Consider the following 24,834-nt stretch of genomic DNA (forward strand, 5'->3'; position numbering starts at 1 on the left):
TAAACTCTTATTACATCTTAATGGTTCGAAAATAAAATTGTAAACAGGTTCTATAAAAAATCAAAGGCAAATTTGCAGATCAGCAGGTTTGCCTTTTTTTGTAAGTTCAAAAAAATAGTCTACTTTTGCAGTAGATTTATCAAGAAAGGTGGAGGGATTTGGCCCGTTGAAACCTTAGCAACCTACACGTTTCCAATAGTGTAAAGGTGCTAATTCCAACCCTTAGGGGGAGATAAGTGAAATCCATACTCTATATGAATTCCATTTCTTGAAGTCTTGTGTATCTGTGGAAAGATCCGTCAGATTGGTAGTATTAATTGGCAAGAACAAAAATGAAAAAATTAAGCACAGCTGTATTATTGCTTGGAGCAATTCTGGTCGCTGCTCAGGAAAGTGAGGAAAAAGGAAAACAGATCGAAGATATCATCATCGTCGGAAACCGTAATGTCAAAAGAACAAAGCTGGAGACCCCTGTTCCTGTAGATGTAATCAACATCGATAAAATCCAGAGAAGTTCTCCGCAAATGACGGCTCAGGATCTTCTGAACTATGTGATTCCATCGTTCAATGCAGTGAGACAGTCTGCTTCTGATGGGACAGAACATATTGACCCTGTTACTTTGAGAGGTATGGGACCCGATCAGGTTTTGGTGCTGCTTAACGGAAAAAGAAGACATTCTACCTCTTTGGTAAATTATCAGAATACCGTAGGAAATGGCTCTGTAGGAACAGATTTGAGTACCATTCCCGTAATTGCAATTGATAGAATAGAAGTGTTAAGAGATGGAGCTGCTGCACAATATGGTTCTGATGCCATTGCAGGAGTGATCAATATAATTCTTAAGAAAAATGCCGGAGCTTCAGCAAGTCTTACCTATGGACTGACGGGAAGAAATGATGGTGATACTTACCAGGCAGGAGTTAACTATGGTGCTTCATTAGGAAAAAAAGATGGTTATATCAATCTATCCCTGCAATTAAGCCACAGAGGAAAAACCACTAGAACGCAAAATCACGATCTGGATATTTTCGGAGATAATTTTGCGTATGAATTTGCTGGTGATGCAGAAGCCGTAAAAGCTGCCAGAGCCGCAGATGATGCAGAAATTGCAAAAAGAGGATTAACGCGTGATGACTTTAATTTTCAGATCGGAGATGCCCAGATCAGACAGGGACAGCTGTTTTTCAATTCAGAATATCCTTTTAATGACAATTTTAAGCTGTATTCTTTTGGAGGGTTCAGCATCAAAGAAGGAAATGGCTTTGGTTTCAGAAGACTTCCGAGCGAAAAATCTAATGTGGTTTCATCCCTTTATCCGAACGGATTTCAGGCTATTCTGGCCTCCCAGGTATATGATGTTTCGTATGCTGTAGGAGCAAAATATAATGTTAACGACTGGTTTTTTGACCTTAGCAATACCTTTGGAAACAACACTTTCAATTATAATGTAAACAATACGAATAATGCTTCTTTGGGCGCAAAATCTCCAACCCGTTTTTATGCCGGAGCGCATAGCTTTCTTCAAAATACCATTAATCTTGATGTTTCCAAAAATATAAACCGTTTCAATATTGCTTTCGGTGGTGAGTTCAGGTTTGAACAATACCAGATCAAAGCTGGTGATGAAGCTTCTTATACCCAATATGACATCAATGGAAATGTAGCCACTGAAGGATCAACAGTGCTTGGTGCGGGTGGATCCCAATCCTTTATCGGATTTTCTCCAAATAATGCATTGAAGAACGACAGACATTCCACCGCAGTGTATGCAGATGTTTCCTATGATTTAGATAAAAAATTGAATATTGATGCAGCAGCAAGATTTGAAAACTATTCAGATTTCGGAAATACACTGAACGGAAAACTTGCGGTACGGTATGAATTTGTAAAAAACTATGCGGTAAGAGCTGCGGTGGGAACAGGATTCAGAGCACCATCATTGCAACAGCAGTATTTTAATAACTCTTATGCCGATATTTCTACTTCAGGCGAGAAGATTGTCACCAAGGGAATTTTTAGCAATGACAGCAAAGCCGCTGAAATTCTTGGATTTGATAAACTCAAACAGGAAACCTCTGTAAACGGAAGTGCCGGATTTACTTTAAAACCTGTAAAAGGACTGTTGATAACCGTAGATGGATATATCATTAAAGTAAAAGACAGAATCGTTATTACGGGTAATATAACAGATCCAAGATTGTCAGATCCAGCGGTAGTAGGACAGGGAAATGAGGTAGAGAGCGGAAGATTTTTTGCAAATGCTATCGATACCGAAACCAAAGGAGTTGATGTCGTAGTAACCTATGACTGGATTCTTGGCAAGGGAAAATTAAATATCAATCTTGCCGGAAACTATACGGAAACTAAAATCACAGATTTCCACTTTCCGGAAAACTTAGGAACACCTCAGGAACAGTTTTTTGGTCCGGATCAGATCAATATCATTGAAACCCTGTCTCCAAAAACAAAAGCTTCATTAGGATTAAATTATGGAATCGGGAAGTTCAGTTTTCTCGTAAGAAATACCTATTTTGGTAAGGTAATAAGAGATGGCTATCCGTTTGGAGATGTGCAAGAGTTTTCCCCAAAAGTAGTAACCGACATCAGTGTTGGGTATGATATCACCAAAAGTATCAATTTTACAGTAGGAGCCAACAATGTATTTGATGTTTTCCCGGATCGCCAGATTTATAAGAATTCGTATTATGGAGTATTCAAATATGCACCGGTTCAGATGGGAACGCTGGGGAATTATTTCTTCGGAAGGGTTAATTTTAATTTTTAATCAGTAAATGAGTACTATCTCACATCAGATTGGCTGGAAAACAGCCGCAGCCATTGTAGTTTCCAATATGATCGGAACAGGGATTTTTACCACCCTGGGATTTCAGCTTTCCGATATTACCAACACCTACAGTATTTTCCTGCTATGGAGTATCGGAGGAGTTCTTGCATTATTCGGGGCATTTTGCTACGCAGAATTAGGTTCACATTTTAAAGGAAACGGAGGTGATTTTATTTATCTTAAAGAAACCTATCATCCGATTTTCGGATATCTCATAAGCTGGATCTCACTCATCATCGGATTTTCCTCTCCGGTAGCTTTGGCTGCTTTGGCTATGTCGAAATATCTTTCTGTATTTGAGTATTCTTTTGGAAACGGATTTGCGATTGCTGCTATTTTTCTGGTTGCCATTGCGTTATCGTTCAGTCTGAAAACATCCAGTAGATTTCATAACTTTTTTACATTCATTAAGATCACTTTCATTATTGTACTGGTAATTCTTGGGGTAGGAATTTCAGATTCACCGCAGATAGGCAACAGTCTCAATTTCAGTAACAGCTGGCAGAATGAGATCATGCTTCCTGCATTTGCTACCTCTCTGGTATTTGTAACGTATTCTTACACAGGCTGGAATTCAGCATCTTATATCGCAGGAGAAATAAAAGATGTTCAGAAAAACCTTCCCAAATCACTCATCATCGGAACTGTTTTCGTAACAGTAAGCTATATTTTAGTGAATTATATTATGCTGAAACATGCTCCGGTAAGTCAATTGGCAGGAAAAGAAGATGTGATGGGAGAAGCGGCTGTTAATATGCTGGGACCTGCTTTTGGAAAGATCGTCAATATTTTTATTGCCCTGCAGCTTATTGCAACCATCAGTGGTTATCTGTGGGTAGGATCAAGATTAACGCAGGCTTTTGCAAAGCATACCTCCATTTGGAGACCATTGTCAGTGGGTAATAAAAAAGGAATTCCGGTAAGAGCTATTTTCGCTCATGCCATCATTGCAGCTATTATTATTCTTACAGGAAGCTTTAAAGAGATTTTTGTCTATACAGCCTTTATTTTACAGCTTTTTGCAAGTTTGGCGATTTCTACTGTATTCTTCCTGAAGAAAAAAGACAGAAAAATCTTTAAGTCGAATGCATTCCATATTTTTCCGGCTGTTTTTTTACTATTTAGTTTTTATATTCTCTATTTTACATTCATTCATAACCCTAAAGAAAGTTTGATAGGATTGGGAATTATCGCGGTAGGAATTATTTTATATCTGATAGACAAAAGACTTTCTAAAGGATCTCAGACCAAGTCTTAACGACGCGGAAAGGTGAATAAACAAATTCTCAAATAAGCCTTTTTGTGCTTTTGCACCCTTTATCCCTAATGCTCAAAAATTTATGATGATTCGGAATTTTAATTTTGAATTAATAATCCTTATCTTTGCACCCACAAAATTTCTACAATGTCTAAATCATTAATTCCAAAATTAGAAGCTATAAAACAAAGATATAATGAGGTTGCAGACCTTATTATACAGCCTGATGTCATTTCAGACCAAAAAAGATATTCTTCTTTGAACAAAGAATATAGTGATTTGGGAAAAATTGTAAGAGTTTACGATCAGTATAAAGGCGCTTTGGATAGTATTGCAGAATCTGACGAAATCATAGCTGATGGTTCAGACAGAGATCTGGTAGATCTGGCTAAAGAAGAAAAACTGGAAGCGCAATCCAGAATTCCTGGTCTTGAAGAAGAGCTGAAAGTATTACTGATTCCTAAAGATCCTGCAGATGACAAAAACGTTATCGTGGAATTACGTGCTGGTACAGGTGGTGATGAAGCAGCGATCTTTGTAGAAGATGTGTACAGAATGTATACCATGTATTTCAAGACAAAAGGATGGAGACATGAAGTAACAGATTCTAACGAAGCCGCAAAAGGATACAAGGAACTGATCATGAAAGTGGAAGGAGAAGGCGTTTACGGAATCATGAAGTTCGAATCCGGAGTTCACCGTGTACAACGTGTACCTGAAACTGAATCTCAGGGAAGAGTTCATACTTCTGCCATCACGATTGCTGTTCTTCCGGAAGCTGAAGAAGTAGATTTTGAACTGAATCCTGCAGATATCGAAATGCAGACTTCCCGTTCAGGAGGTGCCGGTGGTCAGAACGTAAACAAGGTTGAAACTAAAGTTCAGCTTACCCACAAACCTTCAGGACTTGTTGTAGTTTGTCAACAGGCTCGTTCTCAGCTTGCTAACCGTGAGTTGGCAATGGAAATGCTAAGAACAAAACTATACGATATTGAATTACAGAAAGTACAGGGAGATATCGCGGCACAACGTAAATCTATGGTATCTACAGGAGACCGTTCTGCAAAAATTAAAACGTACAACTATCCACAGGGTAGAGTTACAGATCACAGAATCAATAAGTCTATGTACAATCTTGATGCTTATATGAATGGTGATATTTCTGAAATGATTGACGCTGTAATCATGGCAGAAAATGCAGAGAAGATGAAAGGGGAAGAAGAGAATTATTAAAATAAAAATAAATAAAAACAAAGCCTCTGACTGTTCAGGGGCTTTGTTTTTCCCAATAACAAAACAAAATATCAACTATGAAAAACTACAAAATTATTTTCCTGCTGTTGCTTACCGTGATGGGACAGCAACTGATGGCTCAGACAGAAGTAAAGAAACCTAAAGAAGCCTTTGAACTCTTTTTTGGTACTTTTGTGAGTAATGATGATGCAGCATTGAATAAACTCAATGATTATTTAAAACCCACCGTAGACGGACAGATTGCTTATCAGGTAGATTTTAAAGAAACTTCACAGGAAATGATCAATGGCAGTGTAGAGAATTTTCTTGCCGCTTTTCCTAAAGCTACGGCAGCAGCATGTAAAAAAGAAGCTGAAGATTATTTCAGAGCTATGTTTGGAAACTTTAAAACGGGAAAACTTACTGTTAAAGACGTAAAAGTAGTCCCGAATGAACATGTGGAAGGACAAAAAATTGCTGAAATAAGCTATTCTGTAAGCTTCCTGGTGCCATCAAAACTGACTTCCGGACCGAAAGGAGATCTGAACAAAATAAAAACGGAAGACCTTAAAAAATATTTAATTCAGGCAGTTCAGGATTTTAAAAATGCCAATAAGACTGTAACAACAGATCAGAACTTTAGTTTGTATGAACTGAAAGAAGGAGATAAAATATATTATTGGAATGGCAGTCCGGATGAGATTGTTTCCAATCTTACCGACTTCTATTTTGAAAGCTTCGGAGCAAATGAATAGGCGAAAAGTACGATTATAAAGAATAAAGAAGTCCCAATATAACGGGGCTTTTTTTATTTCATATACTTTGCGTATTTTTGAGAAAAACCGATCAGTATGAATTTTAAACCTGTATTGTTAACCGCTGGAGTGTTGTTTTCAGCATCTTTTTATTCTCAGAAAATGATTTATCCTAAAGCATTAAAAGGCAGCCAGACAGATACCTATTTCGGAACAGCCGTTTCTGATCCTTTCAGAGATCTGGAAAACGATTCCGAACCTACAAAAAAATGGGTAGATGAAGAAGTCGCTTACAGCCAGAATTACCTTTCTAAAATTCCGTTCAGGGATAAAATCAAAAGCCAGTTGAAAGATATCTGGAACTATGAGAAAATTTCAGCACCTTTCAAAGAAGGAGATTATACCTACTATTATAAAAATGATGGTTTGCAGGCGCAATCTGTTTTGTACAGAACCAACAATAAGACCAATGCTACAGAAGTATTTTTAGATCCTAATAAATTTTCAGAAAAAGGAACGACTTCTCTTTCCAATCTTTCATTCAATAAAAAAGGAAACCTTGCAGCTTACTCTATTTCCGAAGGAGGAAGTGACTGGAATAAGATTGTCATCATTGATGCTGTGACTAAAAAACAGATTGATGAAACTTTACTAGATGTAAAATTCAGTGGAATTTCATGGCAGGGAGACGAAGGGTTTTATTATTCAAGCTACGACAAACCGAAAGAAGGAACAGTACTTTCCGGAATGACGGATAAGCACAAAGTATATTTTCATAAACTGGGAACAAAGCAGTCTCAGGATAAATTGATTTTCGGTGGAGATAAAACTCCAAGAAGATATTTGAGCGCCGGAGTTTCTGAAGATCAGAGATATCTTATCATTTCTGCAGCTAATGCCACAAATGGTAATGAATTGTATATAAAAGATCTTAAAAAAGGAGGAGACTTTGTACAAATTATGAGCGGATTTGATATCAATGCCAGTATCGTAGACACTCAGGGAGATGATCTTTTCATTTTTACAGATAAAGATGCCCCGAATATGCGTCTTGTAAAAACTACCATTGCTAATCCGGCACCTTCAACGTGGAAAGACGTGATTCCACAGACAGAAAACGTATTGGGAATCTCTTCCGGAGGAGGATATTTCTTTGCAACTTATATGATTGATGCTATAGATCAGGTAAAACAGTTTGATAAAGCTGGAAAACTGGTTAGGGAAATCACCCTTCCAGGCAAAGGAAATATCTCAGGATTCGGAGGAAAAGAAAAAGAGAAAGATGTTTACTTCTCTTTCAGCAATTATATTACACCGGGAACTACTTATAAATTCAATGTAGACTCAGGAAAATCTGAAGTCTATCAAAAACCGAAAGTGAAATTTAATCCGGATGATTATGTTTCAGAGCAGGTATTTTACACTTCAAAAGACGGTACAAAAGTTCCTATGATGATCAATTATAAGAAAGGAACTAAACTGGATGGTAAAAATCCTACGATTCTTTACTCTTACGGAGGTTTCAACATCAGCCTGCAGCCGTCATTCTCTGTAGTTAACGCTATCTGGATGGAAAATGGTGGTATTTACGCTGTTCCGAACATCCGTGGTGGTGGAGAATATGGTAAAAAATGGCATGATGCCGGGACTAAGCAGCAGAAGAAAAATGTTTTTGAAGACTTTATCGCCGCCGGAGAATACCTTCAAAGTAAAGGATATACTTCAAAAGAATACATGGCACTGTCAGGAAGATCAAACGGAGGATTATTAGTAGGAGCAACAATGACAATGAGGCCAGATCTTGCGAGAGTAGCCTTCCCTGGAGTTGGAGTTTTGGACATGTTGAGGTATAATAAATTTACTGCCGGAGCAGGATGGTCTTACGACTATGGTACTGCCGAGGACAGCAAAGAAATGTTCGAATATCTGAAATCCTATTCTCCTGTACATAATGTAAAAGCAGGAACTTGCTACCCATCTACCATGATCATTACCAGCGATCATGATGACAGGGTGGTTCCGGCACATTCATTCAAATTTGGAGCAGAACTTCAGGAAAAACAAGCATGTAAAAATCCTATTCTTTTAAGAATTGAAAAAAATGCAGGCCACGGAGCAGGAAGGTCAACAGATCAGGTGATCAGTGAAAATGCAGATCTTATATCATTTGCATTGTTTGAGATGGGAATAAAGAAATAACTCTAAAAAAGCAAAATATTTAAACAAACAGTCGATTTTATTTAAAATTGACTGTTTTTTTTATGTTGTTATGTTTATAATTCTTATTTTTAGGGCGGATATTTAAAGTTTATTAATTCTAAACTATTTAGGTAATTATGAAAAAAAGAATTTTACTCGTTTGTGCGTTGGCTGCTGGGCTATCCAGCTTTCATGCACAGAGGTGGGAACCGGCCTCACAAAGAACATCAGAGATCAGAAAAGAAGTAGAAGTTCAGTATGCTTACAAATTTGATTTGCAGTCTCTTAGGAATATTCTGAAAGATGCTGTAGAAACAGGTAAAGGAGCTCAGGCGGTGATCGTATCTCTGCCTACAGCAGAAGGGAAAATTGAAAAATTTGCTGTTTATAGTGATCCTGTGATGGAAAAATCCATGGCAGAAAGATATCAGCTGGGATCTTATGTGGGAGTAGGGGTTGATGATCCTGGCAAATATGTAAGATTCAGTACTGCACCTACTGAAATGCAGTCGATGATTATCAAAGACGGAAAATTCCAGTTTATAGAGCCTATTACTACAGATAAGCAGGTTTATGGGGTTTTCTATAAAACGAAAAGAGCTGAGGGAGACCATGGTTTTGAATGTACTACGGAAGAAAAGAACCTTAAAGATATCAAGGTATTGGAATCCAACGGAAAAAAAAATCTTTCTAATGTAGGGATTACAAACAGACCGGCAAGTACAAAATACAGAACGTACAGATTAGCGCTTTCAACAACAGGAGAATATACAAAGAAATTTGATCCTTCCGGAGGAATAACCAATACGGTTACTCAGATGAACGCTACGATGACCCGTGTAAATGGTATTTTCGAGAAAGATTTTGCTATTAAGCTTATTATTCAGGATCTTCCAAATATCATTTTTACAGATCCTGCAGCAGATCCTTATACCGGCAATTTAAATTTACAACTTCAGCAAACTTTAACAGCTCAAGTAGGAAATGCTAATTATGATATGGGGCATGTCTTCAATGCTTCCGGAGGTAACGGAAACGCCGGGTCTATAGGATCTACATGCGTTGACCCTGCAACAAATACTTCACTGGCAAAAGGATCCGCATTTACACAGAATACAAACCCGGTAGGAGATTCTTTCGATATAGACTATGTTGCTCATGAAATGGGACATCAGCTGGGAGGTAACCATACATTCTCTCATGTTTCTGAAGGTTCCGGAGTAAATATAGAACCAGGAGGAGGAACTACTATTATGGGGTATGCAGGAATTACAGGAGATAATGTTCAGAATTTTACTGATGCTTATTTCCATTATTCTTCCATTAATCAGGTTCTTAACAGTTTGGACAGTAAGCCCGGATGTGGAACATCAGAAAATATAACAACAAATACAGCTCCGGTAATTTCAGCGCTTCCTGCTTACAGTATTCCAAAAGGAACCGCATATTATCTGGATGCTACAGCTACAGATAGTGATCCTATTAAATATACATGGGAACAGTATGATAGTGTAGATTCTTACAACTCAATCTCAGGAGACAGCGGTTGGGGATACAATGCACAAGGAGCTATAACAAGATCTTATTTTGGAGTAGCAAGCGGAAGAAGATATTTCCCAAGCCTTCCTATTGTAATGGGAGGATCTTTAACGGATAAAACGAAATGGGAAACAGTTTCTTATATTCCAAGAACACTTAAATATGCGGTAACTGTAAGAGATGAGAATGCTTCTAGACCAATGCTCGTATCTGCGGAAACTACCGTAACAGTTACCAATGACGGACCTTTCAAATTTACCGGTCTTATTGATAATACAACATTATACAATAACGCAGCCAATACAATCTCATGGGATGTAGCTAATACCAACGGTGCACCATATAATGCTGCTAATGTTAAAATTGAATATACCACTGATCTGGTTAACGGATCAACATGGACAGAACTTGTAGCTTCTACTCCGAACACAGGAAGCTATACCGCTCAAATGCCTTCTGGTTTGACAGGAGCTATCAAATTGAGAATTTCTGCCATCGGAAATGTATTTTATGCTGTTTCTCCTAAGATTATCGTTGGAACTGCTCCTACTTCAACAACGGATGCTCCTACAGGGGTAGGATCAATAGCTACAGAAATCTTGAAAACGTCTGCTACTATTGGGTGGAATGCCGTTCCGGGAGCGACATATGCCGTTAAATATAGAAAATTGGGAGAATCTAACTGGACAAATGCTACCAGCACTACCAATTTTGTAGTATTGAACTCCCTTGAAGATGAAACAAATTATGAAGCTCAGGTAGCTGCAGTAGTGAATACAGTTCCTGGAGCGTTCTCTTCTACCTATGCATTCAAAACAAAAGGATTAAGAACAGGTTCAGATTACTGTTTAATGACAACAGGTGGAAACAGCTTTGCAAGCTTTAGCTTTAACAGTGGTTTAGCTCAATTAAACTTAGCGAATCTGGCTTACTCTCAGTTAACTTACAAAACTATTTTCAGTACTTATCAGGACTTTACTGAAGATGCAACTAAACAAATTAATTTAACCAAAGGAACACAATATACATTGTCTTATTTCAATGTTGGTAACACAGCAGGTTATAATGACAAAATGGAAGTGTGGATTGACTTTAACAGAAACGGAGTTTTTGAAGCTTCAGAAAAAGTAGGTACTAAAACAACTGTTCCTCCTGCAAATGGACAATATACAGGAACTATGGTATTCACTGTGCCAGCTACTGCATACGCTGGGGATAAACTCCTGAGAATGAGAGTGGCAAATACTTTCTTTAATGCTGCTACAGGACCATGTGGAAGCCCATCGGTTCCGGTACAGGGAGGAGGAGTTATTTCACAAGGTTCATTCAAAGACTTTTCTGTGAAAATTTCAGAAACCCTTGCGGTAAATGAAACCAAAGATGTAAAATCAACTGAAATTTCAATTTATCCTAACCCTGCAGATACTTTTGTAGAAGTGAAAAATCTTAAAGGTAAAGCAGATTACAAAATCTATACTGCGGACGGAAGATTAGCTCAGGAAGGTCAGATTGACGGACAACGAATCAATGTAGCTTCATTGATCAAAGGGATGTATGTCATCACCATTAAAGATGATAAAAATACGTACAATACGAAGCTTATCAAAAAATAAGCAGACCATATACCCATAAGAATGACCGGACATTTGTCCGGTCATTTTCTTTTACTAAAATCAAGAAAAACAGAATATTAACAGAAGTTTCATGTTTCGCTCAAAAAAATTAACTTTACGGGGACAAAAATAATTGGAATGCGAAAGACAATTTCTGTGAAAAAACCGGATTTTAGTGTATCATCTCAGGAAAGAGAGATTTACAATTTTGAAAAAGACGGCCTTGAACTTAAATCATCTTATGAAAAAAAAGATGTAAAAGATGAATCATTAACGCAGACTTCTCCAGGAATTGGGCCCTATCTGAGAGGACCGTATTCCACCATGTATGTTCAGAAACCGTGGACAATCCGCCAGTATGCCGGGTTTTCTACAGCTGAAGAATCCAATGCTTTCTACAGAAGAAACCTTGCCGCAGGTCAGAAAGGACTTTCCGTAGCATTTGACCTTGCAACACACAGAGGTTATGATTCTGACCACTCACGAGTAGTAGGAGACGTAGGAAAAGCAGGAGTTGCCATAGACTCTGTGGAAGACATGAAAATCCTTTTCAATGAAATTCCATTAGATCAGATTTCAGTCTCCATGACAATGAACGGAGCGGTACTTCCAATTTTGTCTTTCTACATCGTAGCGGCAGAAGAACAGGGTGTAAAACAGGATTTGCTTTCCGGAACTATTCAGAATGATATTTTGAAAGAGTTCATGGTTAGAAATACATACATCTATCCGCCGGCACCCTCCATGAAGATTATCGCAGATATTTTTGAATATACTTCGCAAAACATTCCGAAATTCAATTCCATTTCCATTTCCGGATACCATATGCAGGAAGCTGGTGCAACACCCGTACTTGAAATGGCTTACACACTGGCAGATGGTCTTGAATATGTAAGAACAGGAATCAAAGCAGGAATGAACGTAGACGATTTTGCACCAAGACTCTCTTTCTTCTGGGCAATCGGAATGAATCATTTCATGGAAATTGCGAAAATGCGTGCCGCAAGATATATCTGGGCAACCCTTTTAAAACAGTTTAATCCTCAGAATCCAAAATCTCTGGCGCTAAGAACCCATTCGCAAACTTCAGGTTGGTCTTTAACGGAACAGGAACCTTTCAATAATATCACAAGAACAGCTATTGAAGCATTATCTTCAGCATTAGGAGGAACACAGTCCCTTCATACCAATGCACTGGATGAAGCCATCGCCCTTCCCACCGACTATTCCGCAAAAATTGCAAGAAATACACAGATCATCCTTCAGCAGGAAAGCGGAATATGTGATGTGGTAGATCCGATGGGAGGAAGCAATCTTGTGGAAAGCCTTACTCAGCAGATGATTGAAGAAGCGATGAGGTATATTGATGAGGTAGAGCAGGAAGGAGGAATGACCAAAGCTATCGAAGCCGGAATTCCAAAGATGAGAATTGAAGAAGCCGCGGCAAAAAAGCAAGCTAAGATCGATAGTGGTGAGGAATTCATTATCGGAGTTAATTCATTCAAATCCTCATTGAAACAGGATCAGATAGAAATCCTGGACATTGACAATACCGAAGTTCGTAGAAAACAGATTGAAAGACTGAATACCATCAAAGCAGAAAGAAATACAGAAGCTGTCGAGCAAATCCTGAATGACATCCGCCAAAGCGCTCAGACTGGAAAAGGAAACCTTCTTGCATTATGTATTGAAGCAGCAAGAAGAAGAGTTACACTTGGCGAAATGAGTGATGCGATGGAAGAAACCTTTGGAAGATATAAAGCAAATATTAAAACAATCTCTGGTGTATACGCAATGAATGCCGGTAAAAACGAATATTTTGAAAAAGCCCTTAATCTGACTCAAAAGTTTGAAGAAGAAGAAGGACGACGTCCAAGACTAATGGTTGCTAAAATGGGACAGGATGGGCACGACAGAGGCGCAAAAGTAGTAGCCACAGCATTTGCCGATATGGGATTTGACGTAGACGTTGCTCCATTGTTCCAGACACCGGAAGAAGTAGCCAAGCAAGCGGTAGAAAATGATATTCACATCTTAGGAGTTTCTTCATTGGCTGCAGGACACAAAACATTAGTTCCGCAGGTAGTGGAAGAATTATCAAAGCTGGGAGCAGACGATATTACCATCGTTGTAGGAGGAGTAATTCCTCAACAGGATTATGAATTCCTGTATGCCAACGGTGCCGATTTTATTTTCGGACCCGGAACCAATCTTCCGAAATGTGCCGTCGAAATTCTGGAAAAATTTCTAAATTAATTCTTTGTAGAGATTAACTTGCATGGCTTTTGTATAGTTTAATGAAAAAATTTCATTATGGCTTATACAGTAGTTTCAGTATTTCCGGTGACTGTAAATACAGAGGAAATTAAAAAAGGATTAAAAGAAAAAGGCTTTTACGAAGCAAACATCATTATTTCAAAGTCCAGAGTAGAAAGTGGTATGTCTGCTGATCAGTATCAGGAAGATAAACAGACGCAGGATTTTTTCGACTATGTTTTTGCTCACGATGCAGAAATGTTGGATGCTTACCGCAAACACAGCATAGGAAGAAGCAATGTTATCGTTTATACCGATAATCTCGAACAGGCAAAAGCTGCCAAAGAAGTATTAAATGAATATGGAGCTCTTGAAGTCTACCGAAAACCTTCAGAAAAAAGAGACCCTATTCCGGAGGGTATGACTGAGGATGAATATAATGGTATCATTGCCAAAGCAAGACATAATCTTTACTTTCTCGGCTCAGAAAGAGTCTATCATTCCAATCAGGTAAAAGGAATGGATGACGAAATGGATAGTCTGGGTTCAAAAGATTAATTTCACAATAAATAAAAGACTGGTTATTTTTTTTACCAGTCTTTTTTATTAAAAAATATTTTGATTTTCAGAAAAATGTATATATTTGCACCTGAAAATCAAGTTTAACCAATAAAAAACAACGAAGCAATGTTCAGAACTAAACAGAATTCTACAGTTGGATTGCCACTTATGGTGGTAAGGCTTCGCGGTTTGGTACATTCTTAGAATAACAGTACAATGAAATATCAGAACCCGAAGTCGTAGAGATTTCGGGTTTTTTTATTGCGCAATATTTCAAACTTCAAGTTTTCCCGAAATCTTTTTTAGTGTCATCAAGGGCAAAATAGGATGAGGTATATTCCTCAGAACTATTTCGTCTATTATTAATCCATTCAACTAGTGTTTTAGTTGATTAAAAGCTGTGTGAGATAAAAAAACATTAAGGTTTTCAACATCTCACATCAGACTTCTGTTCACAATGGAAAATGATAACCTTCTGCATTCCCGGCTGAGAAGTGTGAGAAGCAGAAAAAGAGCAATTAGAAAAGATGTAGAAAAGCAGATAAGAACAAAATACAAACGTAGTAGAGAACTCTGGAAAATAAGAAGAAATCTTCCGTTGATACCATTGGATAAACCCTATCAAAAAGGATTTGTAAGATTCTTTGTTGTAAGAGAGGATGTAAAACAATCCAAAGACGGAGATTTTTTCGAAGGAATTTTAAAGAAGATAAATACCTATATGTATTCTGATAACCGAAAATTTTTAAAAAAGAAAAGAAAGTTCGGAAGAAAGATATATGTAGAAAGAGAGCAGAAGCTCAGGTATATTACTTCATATTCATGGAATTATCCAAAATGGGAACTTACCGACAGAGAAAGACAATACTTTGAAAAGAAAGAAGACTATTGCCCTGTCCGTAAGATATTCGGAACCTACTACAAATTTACCGAACCATGGCGATTTACTTTAAGGGTAAGACCCAACATGATTACCCATTACAAACCCCTTGATTTGGAGCTGGAAAAAGAATATGCAGCACTGGATTCCTATTTGGGACAGTATAAGGTAATAGGGATTATGAATAAGACAATTCTATGTAAATCGAATCCATGGAAAGAAACGTATCAAAGAAAACTTATCAAAAGCAGGAAATATATTACCTGCACAATGTCTGCAACAGAGATTGCAGAAAGCTTACTGGACGAATAAGTCCGGCTGTTATTTAAAACAAAAACAATGGGAAATTTAAAACTAAAAGGAAAAGATATATTAAAACTGGGCTATCCAAATAACCAAAGTGTAAACGTAGCATTGGAAGTCATGAAAAGAAATTTTGCAACAAAGAATATTCACCACGTAAAATCTCTTTTAAAGGAAATCCTGCTGAATCCGGAAGAATTTGAAAAAGATCTGACTTTCGGACAAATCGCAGAAACCCTGCTTTCATCCAAAAAAACAGAAAAAAGAATGCTGAATTCACAGCGGGCTTCCTTTCAGATTTTTGGAAACAATATTTCAGAAGAGGCAAAAAATCAGTTATACACTGCTTTGAAACTGCCTGTTTCTACTCAGGGAGCATTAATGCCAGATGCCCACAGCGGGTACGGACTTCCCATAGGAGGAGTTCTGGCAGTAGAAAATGCGGTAATTCCTTACGGAGTAGGCATGGATATTGGCTGTAGAATGAGCCTCAGTATTTTGGATACACCCGTTTCATATCTTGAAGGAGCAAGAGATAAATATGAAAAAGCCCTTGCTGAACATACAAAATTTGGAATGTATGAAACGCATAAATCTCACATAGATCATGAGATTTTTGACAGAGATACATTTGATATGATCCCGATCTTAAGAAGATTAAAGGGAAAAGCCATCAAACAGATGGGATCCTCAGGCGGAGGAAATCACTTTGTAGAATTCGGAGAAGTGGAAATCACTGAAGAAGACGAACAAATTGGTCTGCCAAAAGGAAAATATCTGGGAATACTTTCTCACAGCGGTTCCAGAGGGTTGGGAGCAGAAATCGCACAGTATTATTCAAGAATGGCCACAGAACAGTGTCCGTTACCGAAAGAAGCACAAAACTTCGCATGGCTGGATTTGAGTACCCATCTTGGACTGGAATACTGGACGGCCATGAATCTTGCCGGAGATTACGCTTCAGCCTGTCACGATGATATTCACAGAAGGCTGGTAAAAGCAGTCGGTGGAAGGGTAAAAGCCAGAATTGAGAACCATCACAACTTTGCATGGAAGGAAATTCATAACGGTAAAGAAGTGATTGTTCACCGAAAAGGAGCTACACCTGCCAATGAAAACGAATTGGGGATGATCCCGGGATCCATGACTGCAAAAGGATTTATCGTTCGCGGAAAAGGAAATCCGGAATCTTTGAATTCAGCATCACATGGTGCAGGAAGAGCCCATTCAAGAGGAGAATGCAGAAGTCTTTTCACTCAGCATGATATCAAAAAAGAACTCAAACTGAAAAATGTCACATTGATGGGCGGAAATGCAGAAGAAGCACCAATGGCCTACAAAGACATCAATGAGGTGATGAATGCACAGAGTGAACTGGTAGATATTCTGGGAACATTCCAGCCGAGAATTGTAAGAATGGACAAATAATTAATCTCATACTTTACAACCTTATAGGTTTCAAAAACCTATAAGGTTTAATAAAGAATTATTTTAAAATTAAAGAAATGGGAGCCCCACACAATATAAAAAGATACGGTGAAGTCTGGCCGGAATTCAGAATTCAGTCAGGACTCGAAATTTTAGACAAATTAAAACACAAAGTGATTATATCAGGCGGCTGGGCATGGCATTTCATGTCTGAAACAGGACATACCGAATACAAGCATGCCCATGACCACAAGGATATTGATGTTTTTGTAAAAAAAGAAAATGTAGCAGAAGTAGTTATTATTCTTCAGCAGGAAGGATTCCGGAAAGTCTGGACCCGATATGACTATCTGCCAAGTGAAGAAAACTTTCGCAGGTATGAAAAAACCGTCGAGCTGGAAAATGAAAAATTTCACAGAGTTACCATAGATTTCTTTGAAAGAGATGATCTTGAAACAATTGAAACTAATGGTTTTACTGTTGTGAAACCTGATGTTTTACTTTCCTTTTACAGAAATATTCATTCCAGTGACAAATGCTGGGCAGTGATGGCCGCAAAAGAATTATTACAAAAGGGAATAAATCCGGTAGGAAACCCTTTATTAAGCAAAATGCCAATATAAAAAATGGAAAAATTAATACAGATCACTTCGGGAAGAGGTCCTTTAGAATGCCAGTGGGTAGTAGCCAAGGTTCTGAAGACCTTTCTTGAAGAGGCAAAACACAATACAATAGAATATGAAATCATTCATCGTGAAAACGGGGATGAAAACCTGACATTAAAATCAGTAACCCTGCTTTTGAAAGGAAAAGATCTAAGCTTGTTTTTAAAAAGCTGGCTGGGAAGTATTTGCTGGATAGGAAAAAGTACATTCAGAAAGCTCCATAAAAGAAGCAATTGGTTCATCGGAATTTTCGAATTGGAAAATGTAAAAATGATTGATTTCCACGAAAAAGATATCCGGTTTCAGACTACAAGAAGTCAGGGAAGCGGAGGACAAAATGTAAATAAGGTGAATACAGCTGTCCGTGCCATTCATATTCCCACCAATGAAACTGTTTTTGTACAAGATTCCCGTTCGCAGCTGGAGAATAAAAAACTGTCTGTAACCAGACTCAAAGAAAAGGTGATGGCAGTTTATATCCAACAACTGGAAAGAAAATTGAAAGAAACCTGGTCTCTCCAGATGCAGGTAGAACGCGGAAGTCCGGTTCGTACATTCTCGGGGACGGATTTTAAAAAGAATTACGAAGACAAGACATTCAAAAAACAAAGGAATGCCTTGAAAAATGACTTAAAAAACTACAGAAATGACCTTAACTAAAAGTAAATATTATTTTGAAGCGCTGGACTACTTTCCGTTCAACCTTGCCGAGTGCATGGATGCATTGAACTACGCTCTGTCCTATGAACCGGAAGATGCAGACAGTCTTTGTCTCATGGGAAGAATATATTCAGAAGAACTGAAAGATTATGAAACCGCAAAAAAATACTTCGATGAAGCCATGCAGAGTAATATCGGGAATATTAATACTCCCAAATATTATATTGAATGTCTACTGAGTAATGAAGATTACAAAGAAGCAGAAAAACTGATTGAATTTGCCTTGAAACTCAAAGGAATTGATAAGTCGGAAATCCTCACCTGTCTTTCTCTTCTGCAGGAGAAAAACTTTGAGTACAAACAGGCTTTGGCGACCCTGAAAGAAGCTAAAAAATTTGCTTACAACCGTGCAGCCCTCGAAATTATTGAAGACAGAGAAAAAATGATTAAAGGTAAAATGCCGGTAACAAGAATTAAAAAGAAAGTGGAGACCCAATAAGTCTCCTTTTTTTTTGAAAAAGGCAGTTCTGCATACATTTATCAAAAAATGATCCTCTGTGAAAGTTAAAATTGTAAAACAAAAACTTTAAAAGAATAAATAATATGACTAAAATAAATCAAAAATATAGAGATATCAGTGGTTTTTTTGATTTTAATTTTTTTTTAAGTTGCTAGCAGGTAGTCTTTTATATATTTATCTACCTAAAAAAACAATATGAATAAAAAATTTTTTCTAGTGCCGTTTTCGATAGCAGCATTTTTTGCTTTCGAAAATGTTTGTGCTCAAAATTCTGCGGAACTTATTCACGACTACTATCACAAGAACGGGCAGATAGCACAAAAGAGTAAAAATGATGCATCAGGAATTATTATTCTCAACGAAGACCTTTCCAGAAGTCTTGCAGCCAGAATTGTGGATGTGCAACAAACCTATAATGGTCTTAGAGTCTATAATGCCCTGGGAAAAGTTGTTATCAGAGACAATAAAATTATTTCTGAGAAAAATGATTTTAAAAGAGATATTGTTGTGGATGACCATAAAAATAGTACTGCAAAATTGTCAGATGATCTTATCAAAAATAAGCTTGGGCTAAAAGATATTGCTGAAATCAATTATTCTGATGATGTTTACTTTGAGCATAATAAAGTATATAGACTTGCAAAAGAATTATTTGTTTCTGACAGGAATTCTTCTGATATATGGCATGTAATAGCTGATGCAGATACAGGTGAAATACTTACCAAAGATAATATGACCATCAGCTGTAGTTATGAGGATACCGGATACGACAACAATGATTCTAAAGAACCGGAAATGTCCAGCCTGGCATATGCAAAACCCGACGAAAGAAAAACAAAAATAAATATACCGGGGAAGCTGACCCCGGCCAATGCATCCTATAACGTATTTCCGTTACCGGTAGAAGCACCTACATTTGGATCCCGCTCCATAATCAGTAATCCCTGGGATCTTACTGCATCTCCAGAAGGCTGGCATTCTGATGGAACCAATAGCTATACCATAACACGGGGAAATAATGTTTATGCTTATTCTGATCAGGATAATACCAATACACCGGGATATTCTCCGGATGGCGGAAGCTCACGTATTTTTGATTTTCCTTTTGCCGACGGAAGATATGATAATCCCTTCTCGTATAAAGATGCCGCAATCACGAGTTTATTTTATATGAATAATAAAATGCATGATCTGTTTTATAAATTCGGATTTACAGAAACTGCCAGAAATCTTCAGACCAATAATTTTGGAAATGGCGGTATGGGAGGAGATGCTGTTAATGCAGAAGCTTTTGACGGAAGCGGTCTTAATAATGCCAATTTTAGCCCTGGATATGAAAAAATTGTCAACGGGCAGCCACAGGTGAAGGAGGGTAGAATGCAGATGTATCTATATGACAGGCAGCAAACAGCAGATGACCCGGTAGTAAGGTATCAGTACAATTCTCCTGCTTCTGTTGCTAGCAGACCAAAAGTAATGACAGCAGGAGCGTCTTTTGGACCGTTGTATGGAGCTCCTGTAACAGCGGACCTGGCAGTTCCCGTGCCAGCCGATGCATGTACCGCACCTGCAGCTGGAAGCCTGACTAATAAAATTGCAGTCATAACCACTGCTAATTGTGAATTTAGTCTTAAAGCGCTCAACGCACAGAATGCAGGAGCTATAGGGGTAATTATGTATAAACCTTCTTCCGATATACCATCCTCATTGGGGGCAGGTACGTATGGAGCACAGGTGACCATTCCTGTCATGAGTATGGGGCAATCGGAAGGCTTATTTCTGACTGGACAATTGAATAGCGGAAATACAATCAATACAACCCTAAATTTTGATTATAGTGGTTTCAAGAATGCATGTTTTGATAATGGTACTATGGCTCATGAGTACGGACACGGAATATCCAACAGGCTTACCGCGCAGGGATACAGTTGTCTATCATCTACCAACAGTACAGAACAGATGGGAGAAGGCTGGTCAGACTTCTTTGGACTTATGGTGACAGCCAGACCCGGAGATACTGCAGATGTTCCCAGAGGACATTCAACGTATACGAAAAGTGAACCTACAACTGGGAATGGTAACAGACTGGCTAAATACTCCCCTGACTTCAGCATCAATAATTATACTTACGGAAAAACAAATACCAATACAGAAGTTCATCAGATAGGTTTCATATGGGCAACAATGCTTTGGGATCTGGCCTGGAAGTACATCGAAAAATATGGATATAATAATGATGTACTGGCAAGCAGTACTTCAGGAAATGCAAAAGTTTTTCAGCTTGTCATTGACGGACTGAAACTGCAGCCTTGCAGCCCTACTTTTATTGATGGAAGGGATGCCATTCTGCAAGCTGATGTAATAGGAAATGGAGGAATTGATAAATGCTTGATCTGGAATGTGTTTGCAAGAAGAGGACTTGGTGTGAACGCATCTGCCGGTTCCAAAACGGTTGCTACGGATCAGGTAGAAGACTTTACGGTACCTGCGGAGTGCAGTACAGCTTTGGCGACTCAGGAAAATAGAAAAACAGAGTCCAGGTTTATTGTTTTCCCTAATCCTGCTTATGATGAATTTTTCGTAGGAAATATCGATAAATCTCCAAAAGAGGTTAAAATTATAATGTTTGACATGTCTGGTAAATTAGTATTGACAGATTCCAGAGAATCAGGATCGAAGAAGGCTGTTTCTACAAAAGGACTTCAGAAAGGAGTGTATATGGTTCATATTCAGCAGGGAGATAAAGTGCAGGTTGAAAAACTGATTCTAAGATAAAAGGGTTAAGTAATATTTTTGACTCAAAAAAGAAGGCCTCAGAAATGAGGCCTTCTTTTATTTCTTATTTACGGAAATCAGATAATCATATACCATTTGATGCTGGTCATCAGTAAGTTTGGCCCTTGGAGCCATTCTGCTTAAAGTGTTGATCCATCCTTTGTCGTCATGCTTCGTCGGTTCCGGCAGCTTATGACATTTTGCACAGGAATTTTCAAAAATGGTTTTTCCCTGCGCCAACTGCTCAGATGAGGTGTACTTTGGCCCGGTAACAGCCACACTTTTCGGTCCGCAGGATACCAGAAATGCCGATGCTGCAATACCTGTTAAAATGAATTTTTTCATATCCTATATTTTTGTTTGATGATTACTTCTTCACAGAAACAATATAATCATAAACCCATTGGTGCTGTTCATCCGTCAGTTTTGCTTTTGGAGCCATAGAATTCATGATTCCCACCCATTGTACAGGATTGTGTGAAGCAGGATCAGGTAATTTATGACATCTTCCGCAAGAGTTTTCAAAAATGGTTTTCCCCTGAGCAATCTGTTCTGCAGTAGAAGTAGATGTTCCTGCAGTAGCAGTAGATGTAGCAGCTTTCGGCGTACAGGATACCAGCAAAATAGCAGTAAACGAAGCCGCAGCGATGAGTTTTTTCATGTTTCTTCTTTTTGAAATATAACAAATGTAATAAATTCCTTAAGCCGTTGATACAAGGCTTTCTAGTTTTAATTTAGAAGAAATAAAATTAAGTTCATGCAAAATTGAGTATTCAAAAATGAAATCAATTGTGCTTTTTGTTTCACCTTTATAAATTGTCTATTGACCATTCCCATTTTAATTATTAATTTTGAATTAATGAAATTTTCTACAGAAGAGCTAATAGAGGGAATACAGTCAGGAAACAAACGCCTGATTGCAAAAGCTATTACATTGGTTGAAAGTAAGAAAGCAGAGCACAGAGTACAGGCAGAAGAACTTTTGAAGAAGATTATGCCTCTTACCGGAAACTCTGTGAGGGTAGGAGTAACGGGAGTTCCCGGAGCAGGAAAATCCACTTTTATAGAAAACTTTGGCCGGCTGGTTATTGCTCAGGGAAAAAAGGTTGCTGTTTTGGCTATTGATCCAAGTTCAGCTATCAATAAAGGAAGTATTTTGGGGGATAAAACCAGAATGGAGGAACTTGCCAAAGAAGAAAACGCATTCATACGGCCTTCCCCCAGCTCAGGTTTTCTGGGAGGAGTAGCCAATACTACTTTTGAGACCATGATGATCTGCGAAGCTGCAGGCTATGACTATATTTTAATTGAAACTGTAGGAGTAGGGCAGTCAGAGGTTCTTGTGGCTGACATTACCGATGTTTTTTTGTTTCTTAAAATCATTGGAGGAGGAGATGAACTTCAGGGTATCAAAAGAGGGATCATGGAAATGGTTGACGTTATTTTTATCAATAAAGTAGATCAGGATAACCTTCAGAAAGCAAAAAATACCAGGCTTGAATTAAAAAGAGCTTTGGACTTTATTCCACCTAAAGAAAAAGGATGGAAGATTCCTGTTTTACTAGGTTCTGCACTTCATAATCAAGGATTACAGGAAGTCTATGATTCAATATCCGAATTTATTGATCTGAAAAAGAAAAGTGGCCGCTTTGACGAAATCCGCGTTCAGCAGGCCGAAAAACGATTTGAATATTGGGTTCAGGAATATATTTTATCCCTCATGAAAAAGAGTAATGTTGTGGAAGAAGCTTATCATATGCACAAAAAAAATGCTTCAGCCATGGTTTCCAATCCAAGTACTGAAGCAAAATTATTTGTTGAAAAATTTTTATCTAATGGAAACAGGGACTAAGGTTTTTCTTTTTCCTGTTTCACCTCAGTTTTAGAAATATATCCGTCATAGGTAATTGGCTGTCTGTCATTGCTTCTCATAGAAACGAAAGCTTTTCCGTTTTTAAAAATCTCAATATTCACTTCGTCTACATTTCTTACATCTTTAGGTTTGAATTTTAAAGTCCAGGTTCCTTTTTTATTCTGAGTTTTATTTACGGTAAAATCTTTTGAAGTAAATCTGTAGCTGTTATCACTAGTATTTCCATATGTTGGATTGAAAAGTCTTCCAAAATAAGGCAGCACTACATCCAGTGTATTTTTACTTACATCAATGGTATAATCCCCATTCAGGTTAAGTATTCTTGTGGCAGTAGCGTTAGGCATAGAATTCATGACATTAATAACATCATAATTGGTAGGATTAGCTCTTTGGGCATAAAAAGTAAACTCCTGAGAATCTACCAAAGTATTCACTGTTTTAGGATCTGATGACCCCTGAGATGCGCAACTCTGAAAGAAGAACAGGAATCCAAAAATCATCAGTAAAGAAATATACTTTTTCATAACGGGATAATTATTAAATTTAGATAGCAAAATGTATGCAAATATATTCTTTAAGAAATATTTTGGAATAAAAATTGTTAAGGTTGAATTATTAACACTCAAACTATGAAAGTTACACATCTATTAGGAATGGGAGCTATTGCTCTGTCGGCTGCTGCCTGTACTACAAACCCGATTACGGGGAGGTCTTCTTTACAGCTGGCCAACAATTCGGAAATTTTAACAATGTCTTCACAGGAATATAGAACGACATTGTCTAAAGGTAAAGTGATTACCGGTACGGCAGATGCAAAGAGAGTGGTAAATGTAGGAAACAGAATTAAAAATGCAGCAGAAAGATATTATCAGAGTATTGGAAGATCTGCAGATCTTGCAAGCTACAGCTGGGAATTTAATCTTTTGCAGAGCAATGAGCTGAACGCATGGTGTATGCCTGGCGGAAAAGTGGCAGTCTATACCGGAATATTGCCGGTAACCAAAGACGATAACGGACTGGCCGTTGTAATGGGACATGAAGTTTCCCACGCATTGGCAGGCCACGGAAATGAAAGAATTTCTCAGGCAATGGTAGCTCAGTATGGAGGGGCAATCCTGGGAGGAACAATCTCAAATTCGCAATGGGCAAGTGTTTTCCAGAAGGTTTACCCTATCGGTTCACAGGTTGCTTTATTGAAATATGGAAGAGGTCAGGAATCTGAGGCAGATGAAATGGGACTTTACCTGATGTCTATGGCAGGATATGACCCGAGAGCGGCAATTCCTTTCTGGAACAGAATGGAAGCGGCATCTACTGGAGCAAGACAACCTGAGTTCTTATCTACCCACCCGAATCCGGAAACAAGAATTTCAGATATCAACAAAGATCTCCCGAAAGCTTTAGAATATTATAAGGCTGCGGGAGGAAAATTATAATTAGAATTTTAATCTTGAATATAGCCTTATTAAA

19 protein-coding genes and 1 riboswitch are annotated in these 24,834 nt (G+C 38.0%); of the genes, 16 read left to right on the forward strand and 3 right to left on the reverse strand.

Annotation, left to right across the window (positions count from 1 at the left end):
- Positions 1-133 precede the first annotated feature (133 nt).
- Positions 134-239, forward strand: a riboswitch (SAM riboswitch).
- 93 nt (positions 240-332) lie between these two features.
- From DDF69_RS18585 to DDF69_RS18650, 14 genes are all read left to right on the forward strand, one after another.
- A complete protein-coding gene (locus tag DDF69_RS18585) occupies positions 333-2,786 on the forward strand; it encodes a TonB-dependent receptor plug domain-containing protein (RefSeq protein ID WP_114822123.1) in 2,454 nt (817 codons plus the stop codon).
- Between the two features lie 7 nt (positions 2,787-2,793).
- Positions 2,794-4,104, forward strand: a complete 1,311-nt coding sequence (locus DDF69_RS18590) for an APC family permease (RefSeq protein ID WP_114822088.1) — start codon at positions 2,794-2,796, stop codon at positions 4,102-4,104.
- A 147-nt stretch (positions 4,105-4,251) separates the two neighbouring features.
- Positions 4,252-5,337, forward strand: a complete 1,086-nt coding sequence (gene prfA, locus DDF69_RS18595; RefSeq protein WP_114822089.1) for a peptide chain release factor 1 — start codon at positions 4,252-4,254, stop codon at positions 5,335-5,337.
- 77 nt (positions 5,338-5,414) lie between these two features.
- Positions 5,415-6,092: a hypothetical protein gene (locus DDF69_RS18600; RefSeq protein ID WP_114822090.1), complete on the forward strand. Its 678-nt coding sequence runs from the start codon at positions 5,415-5,417 to the stop codon at positions 6,090-6,092.
- Positions 6,093-6,188: 96 nt separating this feature from the next.
- Entirely contained in the window at positions 6,189-8,291 is a 2,103-nt protein-coding gene (locus DDF69_RS18605) for a prolyl oligopeptidase family serine peptidase (protein ID WP_114822091.1), read from the forward strand.
- 137 nt (positions 8,292-8,428) lie between these two features.
- On the forward strand, positions 8,429-11,443 hold the full coding sequence (locus tag DDF69_RS18610) for a reprolysin-like metallopeptidase (protein WP_114822092.1): 3,015 nt from the start codon (positions 8,429-8,431) through the stop codon (positions 11,441-11,443).
- A gap of 138 nt (positions 11,444-11,581) precedes the next feature.
- Positions 11,582-13,699: a methylmalonyl-CoA mutase gene (gene scpA, locus DDF69_RS18615; RefSeq protein ID WP_114822093.1), complete on the forward strand. Its 2,118-nt coding sequence runs from the start codon at positions 11,582-11,584 to the stop codon at positions 13,697-13,699.
- Positions 13,700-13,756: 57 nt separating this feature from the next.
- Positions 13,757-14,257, forward strand: coding sequence for a hypothetical protein (locus tag DDF69_RS18620; protein ID WP_114822094.1), 501 nt, complete (start codon positions 13,757-13,759; stop codon positions 14,255-14,257).
- A 460-nt stretch (positions 14,258-14,717) separates the two neighbouring features.
- Entirely contained in the window at positions 14,718-15,452 is a 735-nt protein-coding gene (locus DDF69_RS18625; RefSeq protein WP_114822095.1) for a hypothetical protein, read from the forward strand.
- A 27-nt stretch (positions 15,453-15,479) separates the two neighbouring features.
- Positions 15,480-16,871: an RtcB family protein gene (locus DDF69_RS18630; protein ID WP_114822096.1), complete on the forward strand. Its 1,392-nt coding sequence runs from the start codon at positions 15,480-15,482 to the stop codon at positions 16,869-16,871.
- 77 nt (positions 16,872-16,948) lie between these two features.
- Positions 16,949-17,494 (forward strand): nucleotidyltransferase domain-containing protein, encoded by a 546-nt coding sequence (locus DDF69_RS18635; protein ID WP_114822097.1) that lies wholly within the window; start codon positions 16,949-16,951, stop codon positions 17,492-17,494.
- Between the two features lie 3 nt (positions 17,495-17,497).
- On the forward strand, positions 17,498-18,196 hold the full coding sequence (gene prfH / locus DDF69_RS18640) for a peptide chain release factor H (RefSeq protein WP_114822098.1): 699 nt from the start codon (positions 17,498-17,500) through the stop codon (positions 18,194-18,196).
- On the forward strand, positions 18,183-18,695 hold the full coding sequence (locus DDF69_RS18645; RefSeq protein ID WP_114822099.1) for a tetratricopeptide repeat protein: 513 nt from the start codon (positions 18,183-18,185) through the stop codon (positions 18,693-18,695). Before prfH ends, DDF69_RS18645 begins: the two co-directional genes overlap by 14 nt.
- Positions 18,696-18,911: 216 nt before the next feature.
- The gene (locus tag DDF69_RS18650; protein ID WP_114822100.1) at positions 18,912-21,491 is read left to right on the forward strand and encodes a T9SS-dependent M36 family metallopeptidase; all 2,580 of its coding nucleotides are present in this window, start codon (positions 18,912-18,914) and stop codon (positions 21,489-21,491) included.
- 57 nt (positions 21,492-21,548) lie between these two features.
- Here DDF69_RS18650 and DDF69_RS18655 read toward each other — a convergent pair whose 3' ends face one another.
- Both DDF69_RS18655 and DDF69_RS18660 read right to left on the reverse strand, forming a co-directional pair.
- Entirely contained in the window at positions 21,549-21,836 is a 288-nt protein-coding gene (locus tag DDF69_RS18655; RefSeq protein WP_114822101.1) for a c-type cytochrome, read from the reverse strand.
- A gap of 22 nt (positions 21,837-21,858) precedes the next feature.
- A complete protein-coding gene (locus tag DDF69_RS18660) occupies positions 21,859-22,152 on the reverse strand; it encodes a c-type cytochrome (protein ID WP_114822102.1) in 294 nt (97 codons plus the stop codon).
- A 198-nt stretch (positions 22,153-22,350) separates the two neighbouring features.
- Between DDF69_RS18660 and meaB the strand changes: the two genes are divergently transcribed.
- Positions 22,351-23,343 carry a methylmalonyl Co-A mutase-associated GTPase MeaB gene (gene meaB, locus DDF69_RS18665; RefSeq protein WP_114822103.1) on the forward strand — a complete coding sequence of 331 codons (993 nt, stop codon included), beginning with the start codon at positions 22,351-22,353 and terminating at the stop codon, positions 23,341-23,343.
- Here the strand turns inward: meaB and DDF69_RS18670 are convergent.
- The gene (locus DDF69_RS18670; RefSeq protein WP_114822104.1) at positions 23,340-23,888 is read right to left on the reverse strand and encodes a DUF4251 domain-containing protein; all 549 of its coding nucleotides are present in this window, start codon (positions 23,886-23,888) and stop codon (positions 23,340-23,342) included. The genes meaB and DDF69_RS18670 overlap by 4 nt on opposite strands.
- A gap of 105 nt (positions 23,889-23,993) precedes the next feature.
- Here DDF69_RS18670 and DDF69_RS18675 point away from each other — a divergent pair, with 105 nt between their 5' ends.
- Complete coding sequence (locus DDF69_RS18675; protein ID WP_114822105.1) at positions 23,994-24,800, forward strand: M48 family metallopeptidase; 807 nt, start codon at positions 23,994-23,996, stop codon at positions 24,798-24,800.
- Positions 24,801-24,834: the final 34 nt, after the last annotated feature.

Origin of the sequence: Chryseobacterium sp. KLBC 52, assembly GCF_003347605.1 — a bacterium.
Lineage (GTDB): Bacteria > Bacteroidota > Bacteroidia > Flavobacteriales > Weeksellaceae > Chryseobacterium.

Excerpts from the sequence above, each read along its gene's own strand:
- DDF69_RS18645 (WP_114822099.1), top strand. The coding sequence starts at position 18,183 with ATGACCTTAACTAAAAGTAAATATTATTTTGAAGCGCTGGACTACTTT.
- DDF69_RS18635 (WP_114822097.1), top strand. The coding sequence starts at position 16,949 with ATGGGAGCCCCACACAATATAAAAAGATACGGTGAAGTCTGGCCGGAA.
- DDF69_RS18670 (WP_114822104.1), bottom strand. The coding sequence starts at position 23,888 with ATGAAAAAGTATATTTCTTTACTGATGATTTTTGGATTCCTGTTCTTC.
- DDF69_RS18650 (WP_114822100.1), top strand. The coding sequence starts at position 18,912 with ATGAATAAAAAATTTTTTCTAGTGCCGTTTTCGATAGCAGCATTTTTT.
- prfH (WP_114822098.1), top strand. The coding sequence starts at position 17,498 with ATGGAAAAATTAATACAGATCACTTCGGGAAGAGGTCCTTTAGAATGC.
- DDF69_RS18605 (WP_114822091.1), top strand. The coding sequence starts at position 6,189 with ATGAATTTTAAACCTGTATTGTTAACCGCTGGAGTGTTGTTTTCAGCA.
- DDF69_RS18585 (WP_114822123.1), top strand. The coding sequence starts at position 333 with ATGAAAAAATTAAGCACAGCTGTATTATTGCTTGGAGCAATTCTGGTC.
- DDF69_RS18620 (WP_114822094.1), top strand. The coding sequence starts at position 13,757 with ATGGCTTATACAGTAGTTTCAGTATTTCCGGTGACTGTAAATACAGAG.
- scpA (WP_114822093.1), top strand. The coding sequence starts at position 11,582 with ATGCGAAAGACAATTTCTGTGAAAAAACCGGATTTTAGTGTATCATCT.
- DDF69_RS18675 (WP_114822105.1), top strand. The coding sequence starts at position 23,994 with ATGAAAGTTACACATCTATTAGGAATGGGAGCTATTGCTCTGTCGGCT.
- DDF69_RS18630 (WP_114822096.1), top strand. The coding sequence starts at position 15,480 with ATGGGAAATTTAAAACTAAAAGGAAAAGATATATTAAAACTGGGCTAT.
- DDF69_RS18610 (WP_114822092.1), top strand. The coding sequence starts at position 8,429 with ATGAAAAAAAGAATTTTACTCGTTTGTGCGTTGGCTGCTGGGCTATCC.
- DDF69_RS18655 (WP_114822101.1), bottom strand. The coding sequence starts at position 21,836 with ATGAAAAAATTCATTTTAACAGGTATTGCAGCATCGGCATTTCTGGTA.
- DDF69_RS18660 (WP_114822102.1), bottom strand. The coding sequence starts at position 22,152 with ATGAAAAAACTCATCGCTGCGGCTTCGTTTACTGCTATTTTGCTGGTA.
- DDF69_RS18625 (WP_114822095.1), top strand. The coding sequence starts at position 14,718 with ATGGAAAATGATAACCTTCTGCATTCCCGGCTGAGAAGTGTGAGAAGC.
- DDF69_RS18600 (WP_114822090.1), top strand. The coding sequence starts at position 5,415 with ATGAAAAACTACAAAATTATTTTCCTGCTGTTGCTTACCGTGATGGGA.
- meaB (WP_114822103.1), top strand. The coding sequence starts at position 22,351 with ATGAAATTTTCTACAGAAGAGCTAATAGAGGGAATACAGTCAGGAAAC.
- prfA (WP_114822089.1), top strand. The coding sequence starts at position 4,252 with ATGTCTAAATCATTAATTCCAAAATTAGAAGCTATAAAACAAAGATAT.
- DDF69_RS18590 (WP_114822088.1), top strand. The coding sequence starts at position 2,794 with ATGAGTACTATCTCACATCAGATTGGCTGGAAAACAGCCGCAGCCATT.